The sequence below is a fragment of the Phocaeicola sp. ICN-14070 genome (genome assembly GCF_037892625.1).
Lineage (GTDB): Bacteria > Bacteroidota > Bacteroidia > Bacteroidales > Bacteroidaceae > Phocaeicola > Phocaeicola plebeius.
This window is the reverse complement of sequence record NZ_JBBKBF010000015.1, coordinates 1-19,311: the sequence shown is the minus strand read 5'-3', so window position 1 is coordinate 19,311 and position 19,311 is coordinate 1. Positions and strand designations below refer to the sequence as shown.

At 43.1% G+C, this 19,311-nt stretch carries 16 protein-coding genes; 12 read left to right on the top strand and 4 right to left on the bottom strand.

Going from position 1 to position 19,311, the window contains the following annotated elements:
* Positions 1 to 5: 5 nt before the first annotated feature.
* From WKT20_RS06390 to WKT20_RS06375, 4 genes are all read left to right on the top strand, one after another.
* The gene (locus WKT20_RS06390; protein ID WP_340417043.1) at positions 6 to 1,496 is read left to right on the top strand and encodes a glycoside hydrolase family 30 protein; all 1,491 of its coding nucleotides are present in this window, start codon (positions 6 to 8) and stop codon (positions 1,494 to 1,496) included.
* 127 nt (positions 1,497 to 1,623) lie between these two features.
* Positions 1,624 to 3,513, top strand: coding sequence for a glycoside hydrolase family 97 protein (locus tag WKT20_RS06385; protein WP_340417055.1), 1,890 nt, complete (start codon positions 1,624 to 1,626; stop codon positions 3,511 to 3,513).
* 149 nt (positions 3,514 to 3,662) lie between these two features.
* The gene (locus WKT20_RS06380; protein WP_340417042.1) at positions 3,663 to 5,315 is read left to right on the top strand and encodes a glycoside hydrolase family 43 protein; all 1,653 of its coding nucleotides are present in this window, start codon (positions 3,663 to 3,665) and stop codon (positions 5,313 to 5,315) included.
* Between the two features lie 12 nt (positions 5,316 to 5,327).
* The gene (locus WKT20_RS06375) at positions 5,328 to 6,548 is read left to right on the top strand and encodes a glycoside hydrolase family 88 protein (RefSeq protein WP_304243394.1); all 1,221 of its coding nucleotides are present in this window, start codon (positions 5,328 to 5,330) and stop codon (positions 6,546 to 6,548) included.
* Positions 6,549 to 6,634: 86 nt separating this feature from the next.
* Here WKT20_RS06375 and WKT20_RS06370 read toward each other — a convergent pair whose 3' ends face one another.
* The 4 genes from WKT20_RS06370 to WKT20_RS06355 form a co-directional block, all read right to left on the bottom strand.
* Positions 6,635 to 9,883 carry a S41 family peptidase gene (locus WKT20_RS06370; protein WP_340417041.1) on the bottom strand — a complete coding sequence of 1,083 codons (3,249 nt, stop codon included), beginning with the start codon at positions 9,881 to 9,883 and terminating at the stop codon, positions 6,635 to 6,637.
* Complete coding sequence (locus WKT20_RS06365; protein WP_117671189.1) at positions 9,883 to 10,152, bottom strand: hypothetical protein; 270 nt, start codon at positions 10,150 to 10,152, stop codon at positions 9,883 to 9,885. Before WKT20_RS06365 ends, WKT20_RS06370 begins: the two co-directional genes overlap by 1 nt.
* Positions 10,153 to 10,156: 4 nt before the next feature.
* Positions 10,157 to 10,525: a phage holin family protein gene (locus tag WKT20_RS06360; protein ID WP_007562683.1), complete on the bottom strand. Its 369-nt coding sequence runs from the start codon at positions 10,523 to 10,525 to the stop codon at positions 10,157 to 10,159.
* Between the two features lie 76 nt (positions 10,526 to 10,601).
* Positions 10,602 to 10,805, bottom strand: a complete 204-nt coding sequence (locus WKT20_RS06355) for a YtxH domain-containing protein (protein ID WP_007562680.1) — start codon at positions 10,803 to 10,805, stop codon at positions 10,602 to 10,604.
* A gap of 194 nt (positions 10,806 to 10,999) precedes the next feature.
* Here WKT20_RS06355 and WKT20_RS06350 point away from each other — a divergent pair, with 194 nt between their 5' ends.
* The 8 genes from WKT20_RS06350 to serS all read left to right on the top strand — a co-directional run bounded on the left by WKT20_RS06350 (position 11,000) and on the right by serS (position 19,177).
* Positions 11,000 to 11,494, top strand: coding sequence for an SPOR domain-containing protein (locus WKT20_RS06350; RefSeq protein WP_340417040.1), 495 nt, complete (start codon positions 11,000 to 11,002; stop codon positions 11,492 to 11,494).
* Between the two features lie 108 nt (positions 11,495 to 11,602).
* The gene (locus WKT20_RS06345; protein WP_117671307.1) at positions 11,603 to 12,556 is read left to right on the top strand and encodes a PCMD domain-containing protein; all 954 of its coding nucleotides are present in this window, start codon (positions 11,603 to 11,605) and stop codon (positions 12,554 to 12,556) included.
* 233 nt (positions 12,557 to 12,789) lie between these two features.
* Complete coding sequence (gene gap / locus WKT20_RS06340) at positions 12,790 to 13,800, top strand: type I glyceraldehyde-3-phosphate dehydrogenase (protein ID WP_118242532.1); 1,011 nt, start codon at positions 12,790 to 12,792, stop codon at positions 13,798 to 13,800.
* Between the two features lie 123 nt (positions 13,801 to 13,923).
* Positions 13,924 to 14,835: a tRNA (adenosine(37)-N6)-dimethylallyltransferase MiaA gene (gene miaA / locus WKT20_RS06335; protein WP_117702319.1), complete on the top strand. Its 912-nt coding sequence runs from the start codon at positions 13,924 to 13,926 to the stop codon at positions 14,833 to 14,835.
* A gap of 6 nt (positions 14,836 to 14,841) precedes the next feature.
* Positions 14,842 to 15,774 carry a diacylglycerol/lipid kinase family protein gene (locus WKT20_RS06330; RefSeq protein ID WP_117702279.1) on the top strand — a complete coding sequence of 311 codons (933 nt, stop codon included), beginning with the start codon at positions 14,842 to 14,844 and terminating at the stop codon, positions 15,772 to 15,774.
* Position 15,775: 1 nt separating this feature from the next.
* Positions 15,776 to 16,579, top strand: a complete 804-nt coding sequence (gene kdsA, locus WKT20_RS06325; protein WP_270653645.1) for a 3-deoxy-8-phosphooctulonate synthase — start codon at positions 15,776 to 15,778, stop codon at positions 16,577 to 16,579.
* A gap of 3 nt (positions 16,580 to 16,582) precedes the next feature.
* Positions 16,583 to 17,800, top strand: coding sequence for an OprO/OprP family phosphate-selective porin (locus WKT20_RS06320; protein ID WP_270653644.1), 1,218 nt, complete (start codon positions 16,583 to 16,585; stop codon positions 17,798 to 17,800).
* 102 nt (positions 17,801 to 17,902) lie between these two features.
* A complete protein-coding gene (gene serS, locus WKT20_RS06315; RefSeq protein ID WP_117702276.1) occupies positions 17,903 to 19,177 on the top strand; it encodes a serine--tRNA ligase in 1,275 nt (424 codons plus the stop codon).
* Positions 19,178 to 19,311 lie beyond the last annotated feature (134 nt).

Below are 19,311 nucleotides of genomic sequence, written 5' to 3'. Positions count from 1 at the left end.
ACGCTATGAAAAGACAATGGAGAAAAATTTGCTTCAGTTGTATGGGAATTGCACTGTTTGAAGTATCCGTGCAGGCACAGACATGTGATTGGGTGAGTAGTTGTGAAGGGAAGACCTGGACACAGAACAAGGTGAAATTACAAACGAAAACAGGAGGAACAGCTGCTGATTTATCGGTAGATAAGGGAGATTCTGTAGTCGTTTTCAAGGCTTGGGGTACTTGCTTCAATGAGCTGGGATGGGATGCCTTGAATGTGCTGCCCAGTAATGAGAAGGAAGATATTCTGAGGAAATTGTTTTCTCCGGAAGGTGATTTGCGGTTTACGTTGGGGCGTTTCCCGATGAATGCGAACGATTTCTCACGCAACTGGTACAGTTGCGACGAGGTACCTGGAGATTTTGAATTGGAGCATTTCAATATAGACCGCGATAAGACTTCGCTTGTGCCGTATATCAAGTCGGCCCAGCGTTATAATCCGAACATGACCTTCTGGATTTCTCCATGGAGTCCGCCCAGCTGGATGAAAATCAATCAGGATTATCCGGTGCGCAGTGATAAATATAATACGATGCATCCGGCGAAGGATTATTATTTGCAAGGAAATAAAGGACCTAAGACAGAAGGAGTATTCCCGGCAGAACTGGCTGAAACGGACTTCTTCATTCAAGACCCTCGTTACCTGTCGGCATACGCGAATTTCTTTTGTAAGTTTGTTTCCGCGTATAAAGAACTGAATATTCCCATAAAGATGGTGATGTTTCAAAATGAATCGTGGAGCTATACGCCTTATCCGGGATGTGCATGGACACCGGAGGGGATTATCCGTTTCAATGTAGAGTATCTGGCTCCGGCTCTGAAGAAAGCGCACCCGGACGTGAGACTGTATTTCGGAACCATCAACACAAACCGTTATGAAATAATAGAAAAGGTGCTGGACGACCCGCGTATGCCTGAAACGATTCAAGGAATAGGACTGCAGTGGGAAGGGGGACAGTTGCTGACCCGCCTGCGTGCGAAATATCCGAATTATAACTATGTGCAGACTGAAAGTGAATGCGGATGGGGGTCTTTCGACTGGAAAGCCGCAGAGCATACGTTTCATCTGATGAATCATTATTTAGGAAATGGCTGTGAGGAGTATACTTTCTGGAATCCGATTCTGGCGGATGAAGGAGTAAGTCCGTGGGGATGGAAGCAGAATGCCTTGATACGGGTGGATTCCAAACAGGCTAAGGCTATCTTTACGCCGGAATATTATGCCGTGAAGCATTACACCCGTTTCCTGATGCCGGGCACGAAGGTGCTGGCGTTTAAACCGACGGGTGAGGATAAGAAGCCGGTGTTAGTGGTACAGACTCCGGAAGGAAAAACCGTGGTGGTAGCAGGAAACTTTCAGGATAGTCCGCAGCAACTGACGGTGAAGTTGGGAGAAAAATGGCTGAATGTGACTTTGCAGGCTCATTCGTTTAATACGTTTGAGTTTCAAGTGAAATAAAAATCAAAGAAATTTACATTTTGATTGAGTAGTCGGGACAAGTTATTCGTATTTCTATAAAAAACAATATAAAAGGAATATGAAGAACTTGTCTTTGACGTTGGGATTATGGGTTCTTGGAGCTGCAATGTGTGCGGCAGAACCGATCGAATTGAATTTGTCTTCTCCGGAAGGTACACATAAGGTGAAATTTTATGAGAGAAAATCGGCTTCCGGAGCCAATGTGCTTTGCTATGAGGTAAATTACAATGGGAAACAGGTAGTGAAGGAATCGCAGGCCGGATTGCAACTGGACAATCGTGTCTGGGAAATGGCTTTGGGGATGCGTAAATTGCCTCAGCCGGCATGCTGGATGGACAATCTGGAGGTGGATTCGGTAGCTTATGGCAGCCATGACACTACTTGGACACCGCTTTATGGGGAACGCAGCTCGGTGCGTGACAACTATAAATGGGGCACATTGTATTTATCAAAAAAGGACGGTTCTAATTACCGTTTGAATGTAGAAGTGCGTGCCTACGATGAAGGGGTGGCTTTTCGTTATTATTTCCCGGAACATCCGAAAGCTATTTTTCATAAGGTAGTGGGGGACCTGACGGAGTATACTTTTCCGGAAGGAACCAAGGCTTGGGCTGAACAATGGGCACAGGCGCATTTTGAATACCTGGATGTGAATGCGCTGAAGAAGCCGGTGGAACGTGCCTTGACACTGGAATTACCCAACGGGGTATGGGCGGCATTGACTGATGCCGATGTGGACGACTGGTGTCTGACCAAATTTCAGGCTTCATCTGAAAAGCAGCATACATTGACTTCTGTCATGTACAGTCCGGTGGATATTGTTACTTATTATGCAACGCCGTGGAAGGTCATCATGGCGGCAGATAAACCGGGGGAATTGCTGGAACACAATTATATTATCGAAAATTTGAATCCTCCTTGTGAGATTAAGGATACGGACTGGATTAAGCCGGGAAAAATCATGCGCGAAACCTCGCTTACGACAGATCAGGCTTTGAAGACCATTGATTTCTGTGCGGAACACCGCATTCCGTATATGCTTTTTGACTGGCAGTGGTATATGCCCTGTACCTCACATGATGGGGATGCCACGAAGGTGGTGTCAAAACTGAACATGCCGAAAGTGGTGGCGTATGGAAAGAAGAAAGGGGTAGGTATCTGGTTGTATGTCAATCAGCATGCCCTACAGAAACAGATGCGCGAATTGTTCCCGCTGTTGCATAAATGGGGCATTGTAGGAGTGAAGTCAGGATTTGTGCAGTATGCAAGTCACCGCTGGGCTACTTGGTTGCACGACATGGTCCGTCTGACTGCAGAGAATAACCTGATGATGAATATTCATGATGAGTTCCGTCCGTCGGGATTCAGCCGTACTTATCCAAATCTGCTGACACAGGAAGGTATCCTGGGGAACGAAGAGTTTCCGGATGCTACACACAGTACCATTCTTCCGTTTACGCGTATGATTAACGGGGCCGCAGATTATACTATCTGTTATTATGACAAGCGCTTGAAGAATACGCATGCGCATCAGCTGGCGGCTTCATTGGTGTTTTATAGTCCGTTGATGACAATTTTCTGGTATGACCGTCCTCAATTCTACAACGGTGAACCGGAGATTGAATGGTTTGAAAACCTGCAGACTGTATTTGATGAGTCGCATGTGTTGGATGGTATGCCGGGTAAAAATATCACCATGGCTCGCCGGAAAGGGAAAGAATGGTTTGTGGGAATGCTGACCAACAATGACGGTTCTGTTGAAACTTTGGATTGTTCTTTCCTGGACAAGAATCAGATGTATCTGGCATCTATTTATACCGATGGGGGAGAAGAAGTGAAGACAAAGACACAGGTGAAATGTTCGTATGTGTTGGTTGAAGCTGGGGATGTGATAAAGTTTACCCTGAAACCCAGAGGAGGAGCTGCCGTGAGACTGGTGCCGGTGACAGAAAAGGAAGCAAAAGCTTATAAGAAATATAACGGAGAATCATTTTAAGAAATTTTTAGGCTCTTCTTTTAAGTGGAATGGAACCCTGATTCGTATTTATAGACGAAAAGTTTTTAGATAAATGGATTTTTAAGTTTTGGGTATTTTTCTTTAGGTAGAAGATTGTTTTTGAGGGTTACTTAAATTAGGAAAGAAGAATGAAAGGATTGTTTTTTATATTGAGTCTGTCAGTTTGCAGCCTGTTTCATCCAGCGATGGCACAGTATCGTTCTGAGGTATGGGTGTCTGATGAAGGGAATGGCATGTACCGGAATCCAGTGCTTCATGCGGATTATTCTGATCCGGATGTATGTGCGGTAGGAGAGGACTATTTTTTGACGGCGTCTAGTTTTAATTGTACTCCGGGACTTCCTATCCTGCATTCAAAGGATTTGGTAAACTGGAAAATCGTGAATTATGCCTTGAAGAAGGTGGAACCGGTGGAATATTATAATGAAGCTCGTCATGGAAAAGGCGTATGGGCACCTTCTATTCGTTTTCATGAAGGAGTGTTCTATATATACTGGGGTGATCCGGATTTTGGCATTTTTATGGTAAAGACTCGTGACCCGTATGGAGAATGGGATAAACCAGTGCTGGTAAAAGCTGGAAAAGGGATGATTGACCCTTGTCCGTTATGGGATGACGACGGGCGTGTGTATCTGGCTCATGCATGGGCCGGAAGCCGAGCGAAATTCAACAGTGTGTTGACGGTGTGCGAGATGAATAAGGAAGGTACGGCAGTCATTTCGGACCCGGTACTGGTGTTTGACGGAAATGACGGAGTAAATCATACCATTGAGGGAGCTAAGTTTTATAAAAGGAATGGATTCTACTACCTGTTTGCACCTGCGGGTGGAGTAGTTTCCGGATGGCAACTGGTGATGCGTTCGAAAGATGTGTATGGACCGTATGAAGCCCGAATTGTGATGGCGCAAGGAAAGACGGACATCAACGGACCGCATCAGGGAGGATGGGTAGACACTCCGGCCGGAGAATCGTGGTTTTTGCATTTCCAGGATAAGGGAGCTTATGGACGTGTGCTGCATCTGAATCCGATGAAATGGATAAATGACTGGCCGATAATTGGAGTTGATAAGGACGGCGACGGTTGTGGAGACCCGGTGAGCCGTTATCGTAAACCTAAAACCGATAAAACGTATCCGATAGAAACACCTGTGGAGAGTGATGAGTTTGATACTCGTAAGCTGGGGCTGCAATGGGAATGGCATGCAAATTATCAGGATGTGTTTGGCTTTACGACGAATATGGGATATGCCCGTATTTATGGGCATGAACTTTCGCCGCATTTTAAGAACTTCTGGGAAGTTCCGAATCTGTTGATGCAAAAATTCCCGGCAGAGGAATTTACGGCTACCGCTAAATTAAAGGTTTCGGCAAAAGATGACGGACAACTTTCGGGACTCATCATTATGGGCTGGGACTATTCCTGGATAGGAGTGGAAAAGCAGGGAGAAAAGTTCTTGCTGAAGCAGGCTGTATGTAAGGATGCAGAACAGGGTAATCTGGAACAGGTTTCTACATTAGCCGTATTAGAGCCCAGCCGGAAGTTTGAAGCAGGTTTGTTCCCCAATTACGAAAGAGAGATTTACATAAGGGTACATGTGGACAAAGGGGCATATTGTCGCTTTAGCTACAGTCTGGATGGAAAGAAATTTACGGAGGCCGGCACGCTGTTCAAAGCCCGTCAGGGAAAATGGATTGGTGCAAAGGTGGGAATGTTCAGCGTAACTCCTCATGGAAAGGAGCGTGGCTGGGTGGATGTAGACTGGTTTCGTTTGGAAAAATAAAAGAATTTAGATATGAAAATTAGAAATCTGTTGTATGGCATAGGAATAATGGCTTTATCTTCTTGTGCCGGTGAAAAGGCTGAAAACCTGGATGTGGATAAAGCCTTGGCGTATTGTGACGTGCAAGTACATCGTGCGCTGGCTGAACTGGAAAAGAACGGGGAGGCGGATTATAGTATGCAGCCTCGAAATATCTTGTCGGGCGAAAAGTTCTGGAATTGCCGGAAAGTGGCTAAGGAAGAATGGACAGGTGGATTCTGGCCGGGTATTTTGTGGTATGATTATGAAGCTACACAAAATGATACGATTCGTGAACTGGCAGAAAAGTACACGGAGTCCTTAAAGTTATTCTCAGAGATTCCGGCGTATGATCACGATTTGGGCTTTCTCGTGTTTTGCAGTTATGGAAACGGGTATCGTCTGACGCATAATCCGACTTATCGGGATGTAATCATTGCTACGGCTGACTCGCTGGCTACTTTGTATAATCCGAAAGTGGGTACGATTCTGTCCTGGCCTCGTAACATTGAGATGTTGGGCGGGCATAACACCATTATGGATAACATGATTAACTTGGAGATGCTTTTCTGGGCTGCCCGCAACGGGGGAGACCGGCGGTTGTTTGACGTGGCAGTGTCGCATGCGGACAAAACGATGGAAAACCAGTTCCGTACGGATTATACCTCGTATCATGTGGCTGTGTATGATACATTGACAGGGAATTGCATCAAGAAATGCACGCATCAGGGATATGCGGATGAGTCGATGTGGGCACGTGGACAGGCCTGGGCTATTTATGGCTATACTGTGGTTTTCCGTGAAACCGGTGACCCTAAATACCTGGAATTTGCAGAGAAGTTGGTGGACGTGTATCTGAAGAATCTGCCTGAGGATTATGTGCCTTACTGGGATTTTAACGCACCTGACATTCCGAATGCACCTAGGGATGCTTCTGCGGCTTGTGTGGTTGCTTCGGCTTTGCTGGAGATGTCTGGTTTTTATGGAAACGGGCAAGGGGAAAAGTACAAGGAAGCTGCGGAAAAAATGTTGTGCAGTCTGAGCAGCGATAAATATCAGTCGCGGGATACGAATGTCGCTTTCTTGTTACATTCTACCGGTCACTGGCCAGCTAAGTCGGAAATAGATGCTTCTATCATCTATGCAGATTATTACTATATTGAGGCCTTGCTGAGATTGAAGAGAATTAATGAAGGTTTGCGGGCCGTAGAATAAAAGGTTGGAGGTATTATAAAAAAGCGGGGAAGGACGATGGGGTTTGTCCTTCCCCGCTTTTTTATAGACTTATCAAGGAGTTATAGTTACTTCTTTTGTGCATCGGCTTCTTTCAGCATTTCCTTTACTGCTGCTGCAAGCTGTTCATCTTCGCCTTTCAGTGATTTTTCAGGACTGTTGTAGACTTTGATGTCCGGTTCCAGTTGTTTGTTTTCCATGTACTGGCCCCGCATATCCATACAACCTACTTGAGGAATACCGAAGACGATGGTCGGGTCTATCTGACGTTCCCACCATACAGCAGTCATGGTGCCCGGAACAGGAGCTCCGATGAGCTTACCAATTTTCAACTCTTTGTATACCCAGGGGAAACCGTGTGCATTACTGTAATTGTCTTCACAAATCATGACGCATGACGGTTTCAGCCATTTGTTGAATGGGTCGCTGCCGATGTATTGTCCGCGAGGAACAAAACGCTGATATTCTTTTCCGCTTAACAAAGTGGCCAGGTCGTCGTGCAACCAGCCTCCTCCATTGTGACGGGTATCTACGATAACAGCTTCTTTATTGCGATTGCGGTCACTAAGCAATTCGCTGTACACATTGCGGAAACTTGGGCTATCCATGCCTTTTACGTGTACGTATGCAATTCGTCCTCCGGAAAGAGTTTCGACCATCTTTTCGTTTCTTTTTACCCAGCGTTTGTAGAGCAATTCATTCTGCTCACCTGCACTGATGGGCTTGATGGTTACCGGGAAGCGTTTTCCGTTTTGCGGGTTGTAGATGCTGAGTTGTATGTTCTTTCCTGCTTTTCCTTCCAGCATAGGATAATAATCTGTATCTTTCAGGATAGGTTCTCCGTCAATTTTCTCAATGATACAACCTGCGGTTACATCTGTCTTTTTAACCGCAAACGGGCCTTTGGCGATAATTTCCTGGATTTTTAATCCATCTCCTTCATAGCTGTTGTCGAAGAATACACCCAGGCATGCAGTAGACAAGGTGGCTCCCGGAGCATAATATCTGGCTCCTGTATGTGAGCCGTTCAGTTCGCCTAACAGTTCGCTCAGCATTTCCTGGAAATCGTAGTTGTTATTGATATGCGGCAAGAAACGTGCATAACTTTCACGATAGAATTTCCAGTCAGTTCCATGTAAGTCGGCTACATAGAACTTGTCGAGCACTTGCTGCCATACATGGTTGAAAATATATTCTCTTTCCTCGTATGGACGGTAATTGAATATCGCTTCAAAGCTTACGTTGTCAGTCTTATTTTTCTCAATATCTATTTTCTTGATGCCTCCGTTGCTGCAAAGGAAGAGTTGTTTGTTTTCCTTGTTGTAGGTCATCGAGCCATATCCGATGTCTTTTAGCAGAAGTTCGGTCTTTTGTTCTTTCAGATCGTGTACCCACAAGTCGGCACCGTCTTCAAAAGAGGCCTGATAGTAAAGCTTGTCGCCGTCAGGGCTGAGTACGGCATCGCCTAAGTGAGAAGAATTCACGGTCAGGCGGATAATCCGGTCACGGCAGTTTTCCAAATCAAAGGTGAGTGGAGTGACTTCCTTGTCTTTTTCAGATTTCTCTTTTTTGTCCTTTTTCTTGCCGTCCTGCTTGTCTTCCTCTTTTTCTTTATCTTCTTTCTCTTTTACGAGGGCAAATTCTTCTTTGCTGAGGCGGAAACGTTCGTAAGCCTCTAAGTCGAAGAACATGATGTACACATCGCTTTCAGCTCCCCAGCTTCCGTGGCTTCTGTATCCGGCACGGTCGCTTTCCCAAATCATGGCTTTTCCATCCAGTACCCATTTGGCATTGGAATCTGTATAGCCGCTTTCTGTCAAATTGTGGATTTCACCATTTCCGGAAGCGCTGACCAGGGCCACATCGTTATTGTTCCATCCTCCTGTTCCGATGTATCCGCAAAGCAGCCATTTGCTGTCGGGGCTCCACTGGAACCACTGGTCTCCATCACTGTAGGAGTATTCATATTTCCCATCCATGGCAGTGCGGACAGATTTGTCTTTCAAATCAAGAACCCGTAGAGTTGTACGGTTCTCCAAGAAGGCAATTTGTTTTCCGTCAGGACTGTACTGCGGCTGGAAGGAAGTGGCTTGAGAATGCGTCAGCTGTTCTTCCTTGATATCGGTGGCGTAGGTAAATAACTTTTCTTCCTCTTTTGTTAAAGTAGACTGGTAAATCTGCCAGAGTCCGTTTCGCTCGGATGCATATACAATGCTTCGTCCGTCGGGAGCAAAGTCAATGCTGCGTTCCTGTTCCGGAGTGTCTGTGATCTGTTTGGTAGTTTTATATTCAGTAGAGGTCACAAAAACGTCTCCATGAAGTATGAACGCCACTTCCTTGCCATTGGGTGACACGGCGATTTCGGTTGCTCCTGAAGATTTTATCTGATGAGCTAGTTCTGTCTCTGTCTGGTCTGTTACAATACTGATAGCTACTTTTTGAGGTTGCTGGCCTTCTTTGACCGTATAAATTTCACCGTCGTAACCGTAGCATAAAAGTCCGTTCTGTGAAGATGACAGGAAACGGACCGGATGCTGAGTGTGGTGTGTCAACTGCATTTCATTGCTTCCGTCAAGGTTGCATTTGAAAATATTGAACGAGCCTGCTTTTTCGCTGAGGTAGTAAAACGACTGGTTATCGTTACTCCATATCGGGTTACGGTCTTCTCCATTGAATGACGTGACTTTCTGGTAAGTACGCTCATTGTTCTCTTTTTTACTTATCCAAATGTCGCGTGTAATGGAAGAAGTATGATGTTTTCTCCAGGGGTCTTCGTACCCTTTCTGGTCGTGATATAGTAAGGTCGTACCATCTTGTGCGACACTGATGTCTTCCATAGGAAGAGAGGAATAGAGTTTGGGACGTCCGCCTTGAGTGCTTATTTCATAAACTTGTGGAAACTGGGCACTGGGGAAGGACAGGTCGGTCGCATCAGGCATCAGGTTGGCCTTGAATAAAATATGTGTGGCATCTGAGAATGTGACAGGGGTTTCATTTCCAGAATGAGTTGTTAGTCTTTTGGGGATTCCTCCGTCTTTGGATACAATGTAAATATCCATGCTTCCCTGGCGGGAAGAGGCAAAAGCAATCTGCTGTCCGTCCGGACTCCATATCGGATGAGTGTCGTATGCCGGATTAGTGGTGAGTTGTCTGGCATTTCCACCAGTGGAGGGTACGGTGTAAATGTCTCCTTTATAACAGAAAGCAATAGTGCTTCCGTCGGGTGAAATGGAGCAATAGCGCATCCATAATGGATTTTCTGTAGCTCCTGCCGTGGTAAATGCGGCAAGGGCGGCAAGGAATAATGAGGTTTTCATCAGCGGTTCTTATCTTTTTTTCGATTAAAAAAACGGTGTATGCGTTGGAAAATCATGATGCCGGTTTTCAGCCCATCATAAGCGGCTATGCCGGCATTGATATGCTGCATCATATTCTCCATTTTGTTTTTACTTTTCTGGGGAGAGAATAATTCCTGTGTCAGGAGTTGTATGCGTTCTTTAGACTCTCTTAATTCTTGCTTTTTTTGTGCCCTTAATTGAGAGATGATTTCAACGCTATAGTTGGGAATGGGTTTTATATCGTTCATTATTTTATTCTTTAGAAGCAGGTTCGTCAAGGAATAAGCGTGCGAGGAAATGTACCATAGGCTGGAATATCCATTGTTTTCTCATTCGGTAAATGAGTATGGCCAAGAGAAGAACTACCCCTCCAATGATGGCATATCCTCCAATCAGGCTGCCTACAAGAGGAGCCAGTGCGTATACGAGCATGAAGGAAAAATAGAAAAGAGCCATCATGCTCAAAATGATAATGATGAGTATAAGGATTAAGGTAGATAGCAGGATAGTGAGTTTTTCTACCAAATCGAGTTTGACGTATTGACCTTGAAGCTCAATGTATTTTCGTACCTCTTTAAATAAGGATTCAAGGTTATCAATGCTTTTATCGTTTGCAAACATAAGCAGTTATTCTAAGATGAAAAAAATATAAAGCAGACTTTTCCCTTGAAAAAGCCTGCTTTATATTTACGACAAATTATTCAGCGTCTTTAACTTCTGCTGCTATTTGATCGACCAAGTCTTCCATTTCGGCACGGTTCAGTCGAATACCTTTTTTGCGAAGAACTTCAGCAATTTTTCTACGGGTATCTTCACCTTTTTCCGGGGCAAACAAAATGCCGGCTGCAGCTCCTAAAGTAACACCGCCAAGGAATGCTGCTACAATACTTAAAGCTTTCATAAATCTAATTTTTAAAAGTTATTACTTTACAAATCTAATAATAATCCTGATATGTTGTTCTTTTTTCATGGAAAAATGCAGCTCCATGCTGTCGATAGAATAGAATTAACGGATTTTAATAGTATGGCAGATTTTATATTGTTACCTTTGCGACGTATTAAATTGAATATTCATCTAATATTGGTATAGATAACATGAAGAAGATTGTTGTAATGGGAATGGCTCTGTGCACTGCATTGGCATTCTCTTCTTGTAAATCAAGTGAAAGTGCTTACAAGAAAGCGTATGAAAAAGCTAAACAGCAGGAACTTGCTGAGGCTTCTGCAGCCACTGAGGCACTAGTGGAAGCTCCGGCAGTAGAAACAGCACCTGCTCCTGCTCCAGTTGTATCTACAGCTCCAGTTCGTGAGGAAAAGGTAGAATTGGTTTCAGGTGATGGCTTGAAAGCTTATAGCGTAGTTTGTGGTAGCTTTGGTGTAAAAGCAAATGCGGATGGTTTGAAGTCAAAACTGGATGGAGACGGTTATAATGCAAAGGTGGTGTACAATGCAGAACGCAATATGTATCGTGTGGTTGTTGAATCATTTGATACAAGAGACGAAGCTGCTCGTGCAAGAGATGCATTTAAAGCAAAATATCCTACACGTGAAGATTTCCAAGGTGCTTGGTTATTGTATCGTGTGTATTAATGTGATATAGATAAGAATTATTATTCCATATTTCAGGATTGAAAGCGACAGTGTAAAAGCTGTCGCTTTTTTTGCTTATATTTGTCGGCTGAAAAAGATTTGGTATTTATGAAATTGAATAGGATTATAGGTATGTTTTTGCTTGGAATGCCTTTGGCTATGCAAGCACAGGAAAAGGTTGTGCCAATAAAATACGGTGATATGGATCAGTGGGTTACCCGTAAGATTCATGAGTCGGGGATTATTGGAGGAAATACAAAATTGCTGTATGAGTTAGGGCCTACAAAGGAAATCGACGGAAATGTGGCTTATGTGAATCAGGGAGGATCTCCGTGGGGAAATTCTAATGTAATGGCTAAAGTGATGGGGATTGTAAAAACAAATACCAGTGTATATCCTGAACAGAGAGGGAATGGCTATTGTGCACGTCTGGAAACTCATATTGAAAGTGTAAAGGTGCTGGGAATGGTGAATATCACGGTGTTAGCTTCAGGCTCTATGTTCCTGGGTGATATGAAGGAACCGATTACGGGAACTAAAGATGGAGAAAAAGCACTGAATTCAGGCCTTCCTTTTACTTCCCGTCCAAAGGCGGTTCGCTATGACTATAAGGTGCAAATGTCTGGACAACCGAACCGTATTCGTCAGACCGGATTCAGCAAGAAGACTACTGTGCCGGGGCAGGATTGTGCGATTATGGTTTGTCTGTTGCAGAAACGTTCGGAAGATGCGGAAGGAAACATTATTGCTAAGCGAGTAGGTACAGTAGCCGTAAAATACAATCGTTCGCAAGACTGGCACAATGGAGCTACTTATGAAATAATGTATGGGGATATTACGCATGACAAGCGTTATGTACCAGAATTGATGCAATTAGGTACAGGCGGATATTATGCCCGTAACAGCAAAGGAGAAAGTAAACTTATAAAAGAAGTGGGCTGGGCCAGTAAAGACGAGCATCCTACACATTTGATTCTTCAGTTTACTTCAAGTATGGGAGGAGCTTTTGTGGGGTCTCCTGGAAATAAATTATGGATAGATAATGTCAATTTGGTATATTGAGACTGCAAAAAAGCTAGGAGGAGGCAGAAAAAGCCTTTGTATATATAAAAATAAGGTGTAACAGCTGATATTTTTTGAGTATTTTTTCTCTTATTCGTTGTTTACTTTCAAAAGAAATACTTATTTTTGCATCGCAATCGGAAAGGAATAAATGTCAAATTGATGGTTCCTTTTGATTACTAATAGAGTGAGTGTTTATAAAGCAATTATAAAACCTTTAAATTTTAAACAAAATGATTAAAGTAGGTATTAACGGTTTCGGTCGTATCGGCCGTTTCGTATTCCGTGCAGCTCAGAACAGAAACGATATTCAGATCGTAGGTATTAACGACTTGTGTCCGGTAGATTACTTGGCATACATGTTGAAATATGATACTATGCACGGTAAATTCAACGGTACTATCGAAGCTGACGTTGAAAACAGCAAATTGATTGTTAACGGTAAAGAAATCCGTGTAACAGCTTGCAAAGATCCTAAAGAATTGGCTTGGGATGCAGTAGGTGCTGAATACGTAGTAGAATCTACTGGTTTGTTCTTGACTAAAGAAAAAGCTCAGGCTCACATCGAAGCTGGTGCTAAATATGTAGTTATGTCAGCTCCTTCTAAGGATGACACTCCGATGTTCGTTTGCGGTGTTAACGAAAAAACTTATGTTAAAGGTACTCAGTTCGTTTCTAACGCTTCTTGTACTACTAACTGCTTGGCTCCTATCGCTAAGGTTTTGAACGACAAATGGGGTGTCACTGATGGTTTGATGACTACAGTTCACTCTACAACTGCTACTCAGAAAACTGTTGACGGTCCTTCTATGAAAGACTGGAGAGGTGGTCGTGCTGCTTCTGGTAACATCATCCCGTCTTCAACTGGTGCTGCTAAAGCTGTAGGTAAAGTTATCCCGGCTTTGAACGGTAAATTGACTGGTATGTCAATGCGTGTTCCGACTTTGGACGTATCTGTAGTTGACTTGACTGTTAACTTGGCTAAACCGGCTACTTATGCTGAAATCTGCGCTGCTATGAAGGAAGCTTCTGAAGGCGAATTGAAGGGTATCCTGGGTTACACTGAAGATGCAGTTGTTTCTTCTGACTTCTTGGGTGACACTCACACTTCTATCTTCGATGCTAAAGCTGGTATTGCTTTGACTGATACTTTTGTTAAGGTTGTTTCTTGGTATGACAACGAAATTGGTTACTCTAACAAAGTATTGGATTTGATCGCTCACATGGCTTCTGTAAACTGCTAATTAGTTTAGACCATATAGCAAGAGCCGTCAGGATTTTCTCCTGGCGGCTTTTTTTTACGCATATTCGTGTGTGTTGTGCAGAAAAAAACTATCTTTGCCGTTGAACTTCTCAAAAATGACCTTATGAATTATGATTTGATTACGATACTTGGTCCAACGGCTTCAGGAAAGACTTCTTTGGCTGCAACTTTGGCTGCTCGTCTGAAAACAGAAATTATTAGTGGTGACAGTCGTCAGGTGTATCGTAGGATGGATTTGGGAACAGGTAAGGATTTATCAGACTATGTGGTTGACGGCTATAAGGTTCCTTATCATTTGATAGACATTGTGGAACCAGGCTATAAATATAATGTATTTGAATATCAACGTGATTTTTTAGTTGCATACGAAGATATAAAGGCCAGAGGACTTCTACCGATTTTGTGTGGAGGTACAGGTATGTATCTGGAGTCCATTTTGAAAGGATACCGTTTACTTCCTGTTCCGGAAAATAAAGAACTGAGAGAACGTTTGGCTTCTAAATCGCTTGAGGAGTTGACGGATATCTTGTCTCGCTATAAGAAATTGCATAATTCAACAGATGTAGATACGGTGAAGCGAGCCATTCGGGCAATTGAAATAGAGGAATATTATTTAACTCAAGATGTCAATGCGCGTTCATTCCCCGAAATACATAGTCTGATTATCGGAGTGGATATTGATCGGAATTTGCGCCGGCAGAAGATTACCAACCGATTGAAGAAACGTTTGCAGGAAGGGATGGTTGATGAAGTAAAGGCGTTGCTGGAAGAGGGGATAAATCCTGATGATTTGATTTATTATGGTCTGGAATATAAATATTTGACTTTATATGCAGTGGGTAAGTTGTCTTACGATGACATGTTCAGTCAACTTGAAATCGCTATTCATCAGTTTGCCAAACGGCAGATGACTTGGTTTAGAGGTATGGAAAGGAGGGGCTTTCAGATTCATTGGATAGATGCTGAAGCACCACTGAATGAGAATGTGGAACGAATTATTGATCTGATAAAATAAACGGAAATGGCAGTAGAACCAGACAGATGGGGGGTGATTTATAACCCCAAGGCCGGAAGCCGGAAGGCTCAGAAACGTTGGCAGACCATTCGTGCTTACATGGATGAATGTAAGGTGAAATATGATTATGTGCAGTCGGAGGGATTTGGTTCGGTTGAACGTTTGGCAAAGACACTGGCTAATAATGGTTATCTTACGATTGTGGTAGTAGGCGGAGATGGTGCGCTTAATGATGCCCTGAATGGTATTATGTATTCTGATGTAAAAGATAAAAGCCAGATAGCCTTAGGGGTGATTCCGAATGGGATTGGTAATGATTTTGCAAAGTACTGGGGACTAAGCTCCGATGATTATAAGAAAGCGGTAAATGTGTTGATCAATCGTCGATTGAGAAAAATTGATATTGGGGTGTTCTCGTATTTTGACGGAGAACAACATCAGACTCGTTACTTCCTGAATGCTGTGTATATGGGACTTGGTGCCCGAATTGTACGGATTACCAATGAAACTCGTCGCTTTTGGGGAATTCCACTGATTTCTTATCTAGCTTCATTGTTTCTGGTTGCCTTTGAACGGAAATTACATCGGATGCATTTGAAGGTAAATGACGAACATATTCGTGGGCGCATCATGGCTGTGGGAATTGGTAGTGCATACGGGTATGGACTGACTCCGAGCGCTGTTCCATATAACGGGTGGCTTGATGTGTCTATTATTTATCGTCCAGAGCTTCGTCAGTTAATTTCCGGACTTTGGATGTTGCAACAGGGAAGATTGCTGAATCATAAGACGGTCAAGCCTTATCGTACGCGGTGCGTAAAGGTATTGCGTGCACAGAATGCGGAAGTCAGTCTGGATGGTCGGCTTTGGTTGGATCGTCATTTCCCGATTGAAATTACAATAGCTCCAGAAGCAATTACTTTGATAATACCTAATTAATATGATAAAGAATATTTCTGATTTAAAGCGGGATGATATGTTTTTCCTGCTGACAGGTCCTTGTGTGATAGAAGGAGAGGATATGGCTCTTCGTATTGCGGAGCGAGTAGTTAAAATTACGGATAAATTGCATATTCCATACGTTTTTAAAGGTTCTTACCGAAAAGCGAACCGTTCTCGTTTGGATTCTTTCACGGGAATAGGTGATGAAAAGGCGCTGAAAATCTTGGCTAAGGTTAGAAGTACGTTTAATGTGCCTGTAGTAACAGATATTCATACTGCTTCCGAAGCAGAAATGGCTGCTGAATATGTGGATGTGTTGCAGATACCGGCATTTCTTTGTCGTCAGACCGATTTGCTGGTTGCGGCAGCTCGCACCGGAAAAATTGTCAATATTAAAAAAGGTCAGTTCTTGTCTCCTGCTGCCATGCGTTTTGCGGCTGATAAAGTGGTAGAGGCAGGTAACGATCAGGTGATGCTGACGGAACGTGGTACAACATTTGGTTATCAGGATTTGATTGTCGATTATAGAGGTATTCCGGAGATGCAATCTTTCGGACATCCGGTAGTGCTGGATGTGACACATTCTTTGCAACAGCCAAATCAGACTTCAGGAGTTACAGGGGGTATGCCGCAGCTTATTGAAACTGTGGCAAAGGCCGGTGTGGCAGTTGGTGTGGATGGGTTGTTTATGGAAACTCATGAAGATCCTTCTAAAGCAAAAAGCGATGGAGCCAATATGCTAAAATTGGACTTGCTGGAAGACTTGCTGATTAAACTGGTTCGTATTCGTCAATCTTTGTAATGTATGATGGGGCGGTTGGTTGAGATAAAAGTCTGGAAAGAGATTGTAGCGTCTTTGTTTGTATGTCTTACATTGTCGGTAGGAAAGGGATATGCCCAAAGCGAATCTATGGTGTCTTCTACAGACAATGTGCCGCTGTTAGAGAGAATGACGGATGGTAAGCGGAAGGTGGATTGGGCAGATATGAATATTCAGTTCTGTTCTGCTGCCGATGTCTCCTTTAATAATGCCAAACTGGATGAAGCGGCATTTAAGGTGCATCGTATCCGTTTGGAGGTGTTAGGGGGATTTCATGAAAAATTCTCCTATCATTTTCGTCAGTCTTTGAATCAATATACTACTCCCAATATTCCCTTGGATAATCTGTCTGGTTCAGTGGAATTGGCTATGGTAGGTTGGCAGTTGGATGACAAATGGAAACTGACTGCCGGAAAGCAACCTGTCCAGTTCAGTGGGTATGAGTGCTGGGTGAATGCCATTAAAGTGCGGCATTACTCTGATTTCAATAACACGATACCATGCTATCAGGCGGGTTTGAATGCGGCCTACAAGATGAATGACAACCATGAGTTTAATTTTCAGTTGACAAATAATCGGAACGGAGATAGTGCTGATCAGTTCATGTATGGACTTCCGGAAGGGGTAGAGCCTACTAAAATTCCTTTGCTGGCAACTGTTAACTGGGACGGTTATTTTGTAGATCATGCCATGCAGCTTCGTTATTCTCTTTCCTATGGACAGCTGGCAAAAAATAAGAATGTATTTTATTTTACTTGTGGAAATGTATGGGACAAGAAACCCTTTTTAGGCTACATTGATTTTATGTATTCGCGTGAGGGCATCGACTCCAAAGGACTTATTAGTGAGGTAACAGCTGTGAATGGTGAAGGTACTACGGTGCCGAATGTGGACTACTTTACAACTATATTCAATTTAGACTACCGTGTGGCTTCACATTGGAATATGTATGTAAAAGGAGTCTATGAACAGGGCAATGTGTTTAAATCGAATGACGAGTTTTCATCAGGAACCTATCGCAGGGTATGGAACGTACAGTTTTGTGCAGAGTATTATCCTTTGAAAAACAGTGAGCTGTTGTGCTATCTTCACCTATTATATAAGAATATACATTTGACAGAGAAAGCACGTTCGTGGGGAGCGGAAAGTTATAACCACCAGCGCATCTCATTAGGTTTGGTTTATACACTGCCCGTTTTCTGAGAAGAAGTTATTTTCTGCATGGCATCTGTTTATATATTCCAATAAAAAACTATATCTTTGCAACGCAATTACGGTTTGGATTACATTAAAAAGTAAAAAGATATGCTTACTATTAAACAAATTACAGAAGACACCGACAAGGTGATTCGTGGATTGGAGAAAAAGCATTTTGCAAATGCAAGAGAAACAATTGCAAAAGTGCTTGAACTGAATGATCAGAGACGTAGCGCACAAAACCAATTAGATAAAAATCTCTCAGAAGTAAATTCTACATCGAAGACTATCGGTGCTTTGATGAAAGAGGGAAAAAAGGAAGAGGCAGAAGCTGCTAAAGCTCGTGTAGCGGAAATCAAAGAAATTAGCAAAGAACTGCAGGCAACGATGGATAAGGCTGCTGAAGATATGCAGAACTTGCTTTATACCATCCCTAATGTACCTTACGAAAGTGTTCCGGAAGGTTTTGGAGCTGAAGATAATGTGGTAGAAAAAATGGGAGGTATGGAAACCGAACTTCCGAAAGATGCATTGCCCCATTGGGAGCTGGCCAAAAAATATGATTTGATTGATTTTGATTTAGGCGTTAAGATTACAGGTGCTGGTTTCCCGGTATACAAAGGAAAAGGTGCTCGTTTGCAGCGTGCATTGATTAACTTCTTCCTGGATGAGGCTCGTGCTGCAGGTTATGAAGAAATCATGCCTCCTACAGTAGTGAATGCTGCATCTGGCTATGGTACAGGACAGTTGCCTGATAAGGAAGGTCAGATGTATCACTGCAACTTGGATGACTTGTATCTGATTCCTACTGCTGAAGTGCCTGTGACTAATATTTACCGTGACGTGATTCTGGATGAAAAACAGCTTCCGATTAAGAACTGTGCTTACACTCAGTGTTTCCGTCGTGAAGCTGGTTCTTATGGAAAGGATGTACGTGGTTTGAACCGTTTGCATGAATTCTCAAAAGTTGAATTGGTGCGCATTGACAAACCGGAACATTCTAAACAGTCTCATCAGGAAATGTTGGACCATGTAGAAGGCTTGTTGAAGAAATTGGAACTTCCTTACAGAATTCTTCGTTTGTGTGGTGGTGATATGAGCTTTACAGCCGCACTTTGCTTCGATTTCGAAGTATACTCTGAAGCACAGAAACGCTGGTTGGAAGTAAGTTCTGTTTCAAATTTCGATACTTATCAGGCAAACCGTTTGAAATGCCGTTATCGTACAGCTGAAAAGAAAACAGAACTTTGTCATACATTGAATGGTTCAGCTTTGGCTTTGCCTCGTATTGTGGCCGCATTGCTGGAAAATAATCAAACTCCAGAAGGAATTCGCATTCCTAAGGCTTTGGTTCCTTATTGCGGATTTGATATGATTGACTAATTGACATATTATAACAAAATTCTCGTCTGATACAGTTTTAAGATGTATACTTGAACTGTATCAGACGTTTTTTATATAATTACTTTTCAAATCTTATGAATGTAAGATTTTTTGTAATAAAACGGGGATATATG

Bases quoted from the DNA above. Each gene is read 5' to 3' on its own strand.
- WKT20_RS06390 (WP_340417043.1), top strand. From the start codon at position 6: ATGAAAAGACAATGGAGAAAAATTTGCTTCAGTTGTATGGGAATTGCA.
- WKT20_RS06385 (WP_340417055.1), top strand. From the start codon at position 1,624: ATGTGTGCGGCAGAACCGATCGAATTGAATTTGTCTTCTCCGGAAGGT.
- WKT20_RS06380 (WP_340417042.1), top strand. From the start codon at position 3,663: ATGAAAGGATTGTTTTTTATATTGAGTCTGTCAGTTTGCAGCCTGTTT.
- WKT20_RS06375 (WP_304243394.1), top strand. From the start codon at position 5,328: ATGAAAATTAGAAATCTGTTGTATGGCATAGGAATAATGGCTTTATCT.
- WKT20_RS06370 (WP_340417041.1), bottom strand. From the start codon at position 9,883: ATGAAAACCTCATTATTCCTTGCCGCCCTTGCCGCATTTACCACGGCA.
- WKT20_RS06365 (WP_117671189.1), bottom strand. From the start codon at position 10,152: ATGAACGATATAAAACCCATTCCCAACTATAGCGTTGAAATCATCTCT.
- WKT20_RS06360 (WP_007562683.1), bottom strand. From the start codon at position 10,525: ATGTTTGCAAACGATAAAAGCATTGATAACCTTGAATCCTTATTTAAA.
- WKT20_RS06355 (WP_007562680.1), bottom strand. From the start codon at position 10,805: ATGAAAGCTTTAAGTATTGTAGCAGCATTCCTTGGCGGTGTTACTTTA.
- WKT20_RS06350 (WP_340417040.1), top strand. From the start codon at position 11,000: ATGAAGAAGATTGTTGTAATGGGAATGGCTCTGTGCACTGCATTGGCA.
- WKT20_RS06345 (WP_117671307.1), top strand. From the start codon at position 11,603: ATGAAATTGAATAGGATTATAGGTATGTTTTTGCTTGGAATGCCTTTG.
- gap (WP_118242532.1), top strand. From the start codon at position 12,790: ATGATTAAAGTAGGTATTAACGGTTTCGGTCGTATCGGCCGTTTCGTA.
- miaA (WP_117702319.1), top strand. From the start codon at position 13,924: ATGAATTATGATTTGATTACGATACTTGGTCCAACGGCTTCAGGAAAG.
- WKT20_RS06330 (WP_117702279.1), top strand. From the start codon at position 14,842: ATGGCAGTAGAACCAGACAGATGGGGGGTGATTTATAACCCCAAGGCC.
- kdsA (WP_270653645.1), top strand. From the start codon at position 15,776: ATGATAAAGAATATTTCTGATTTAAAGCGGGATGATATGTTTTTCCTG.
- WKT20_RS06320 (WP_270653644.1), top strand. From the start codon at position 16,583: ATGATGGGGCGGTTGGTTGAGATAAAAGTCTGGAAAGAGATTGTAGCG.
- serS (WP_117702276.1), top strand. From the start codon at position 17,903: ATGCTTACTATTAAACAAATTACAGAAGACACCGACAAGGTGATTCGT.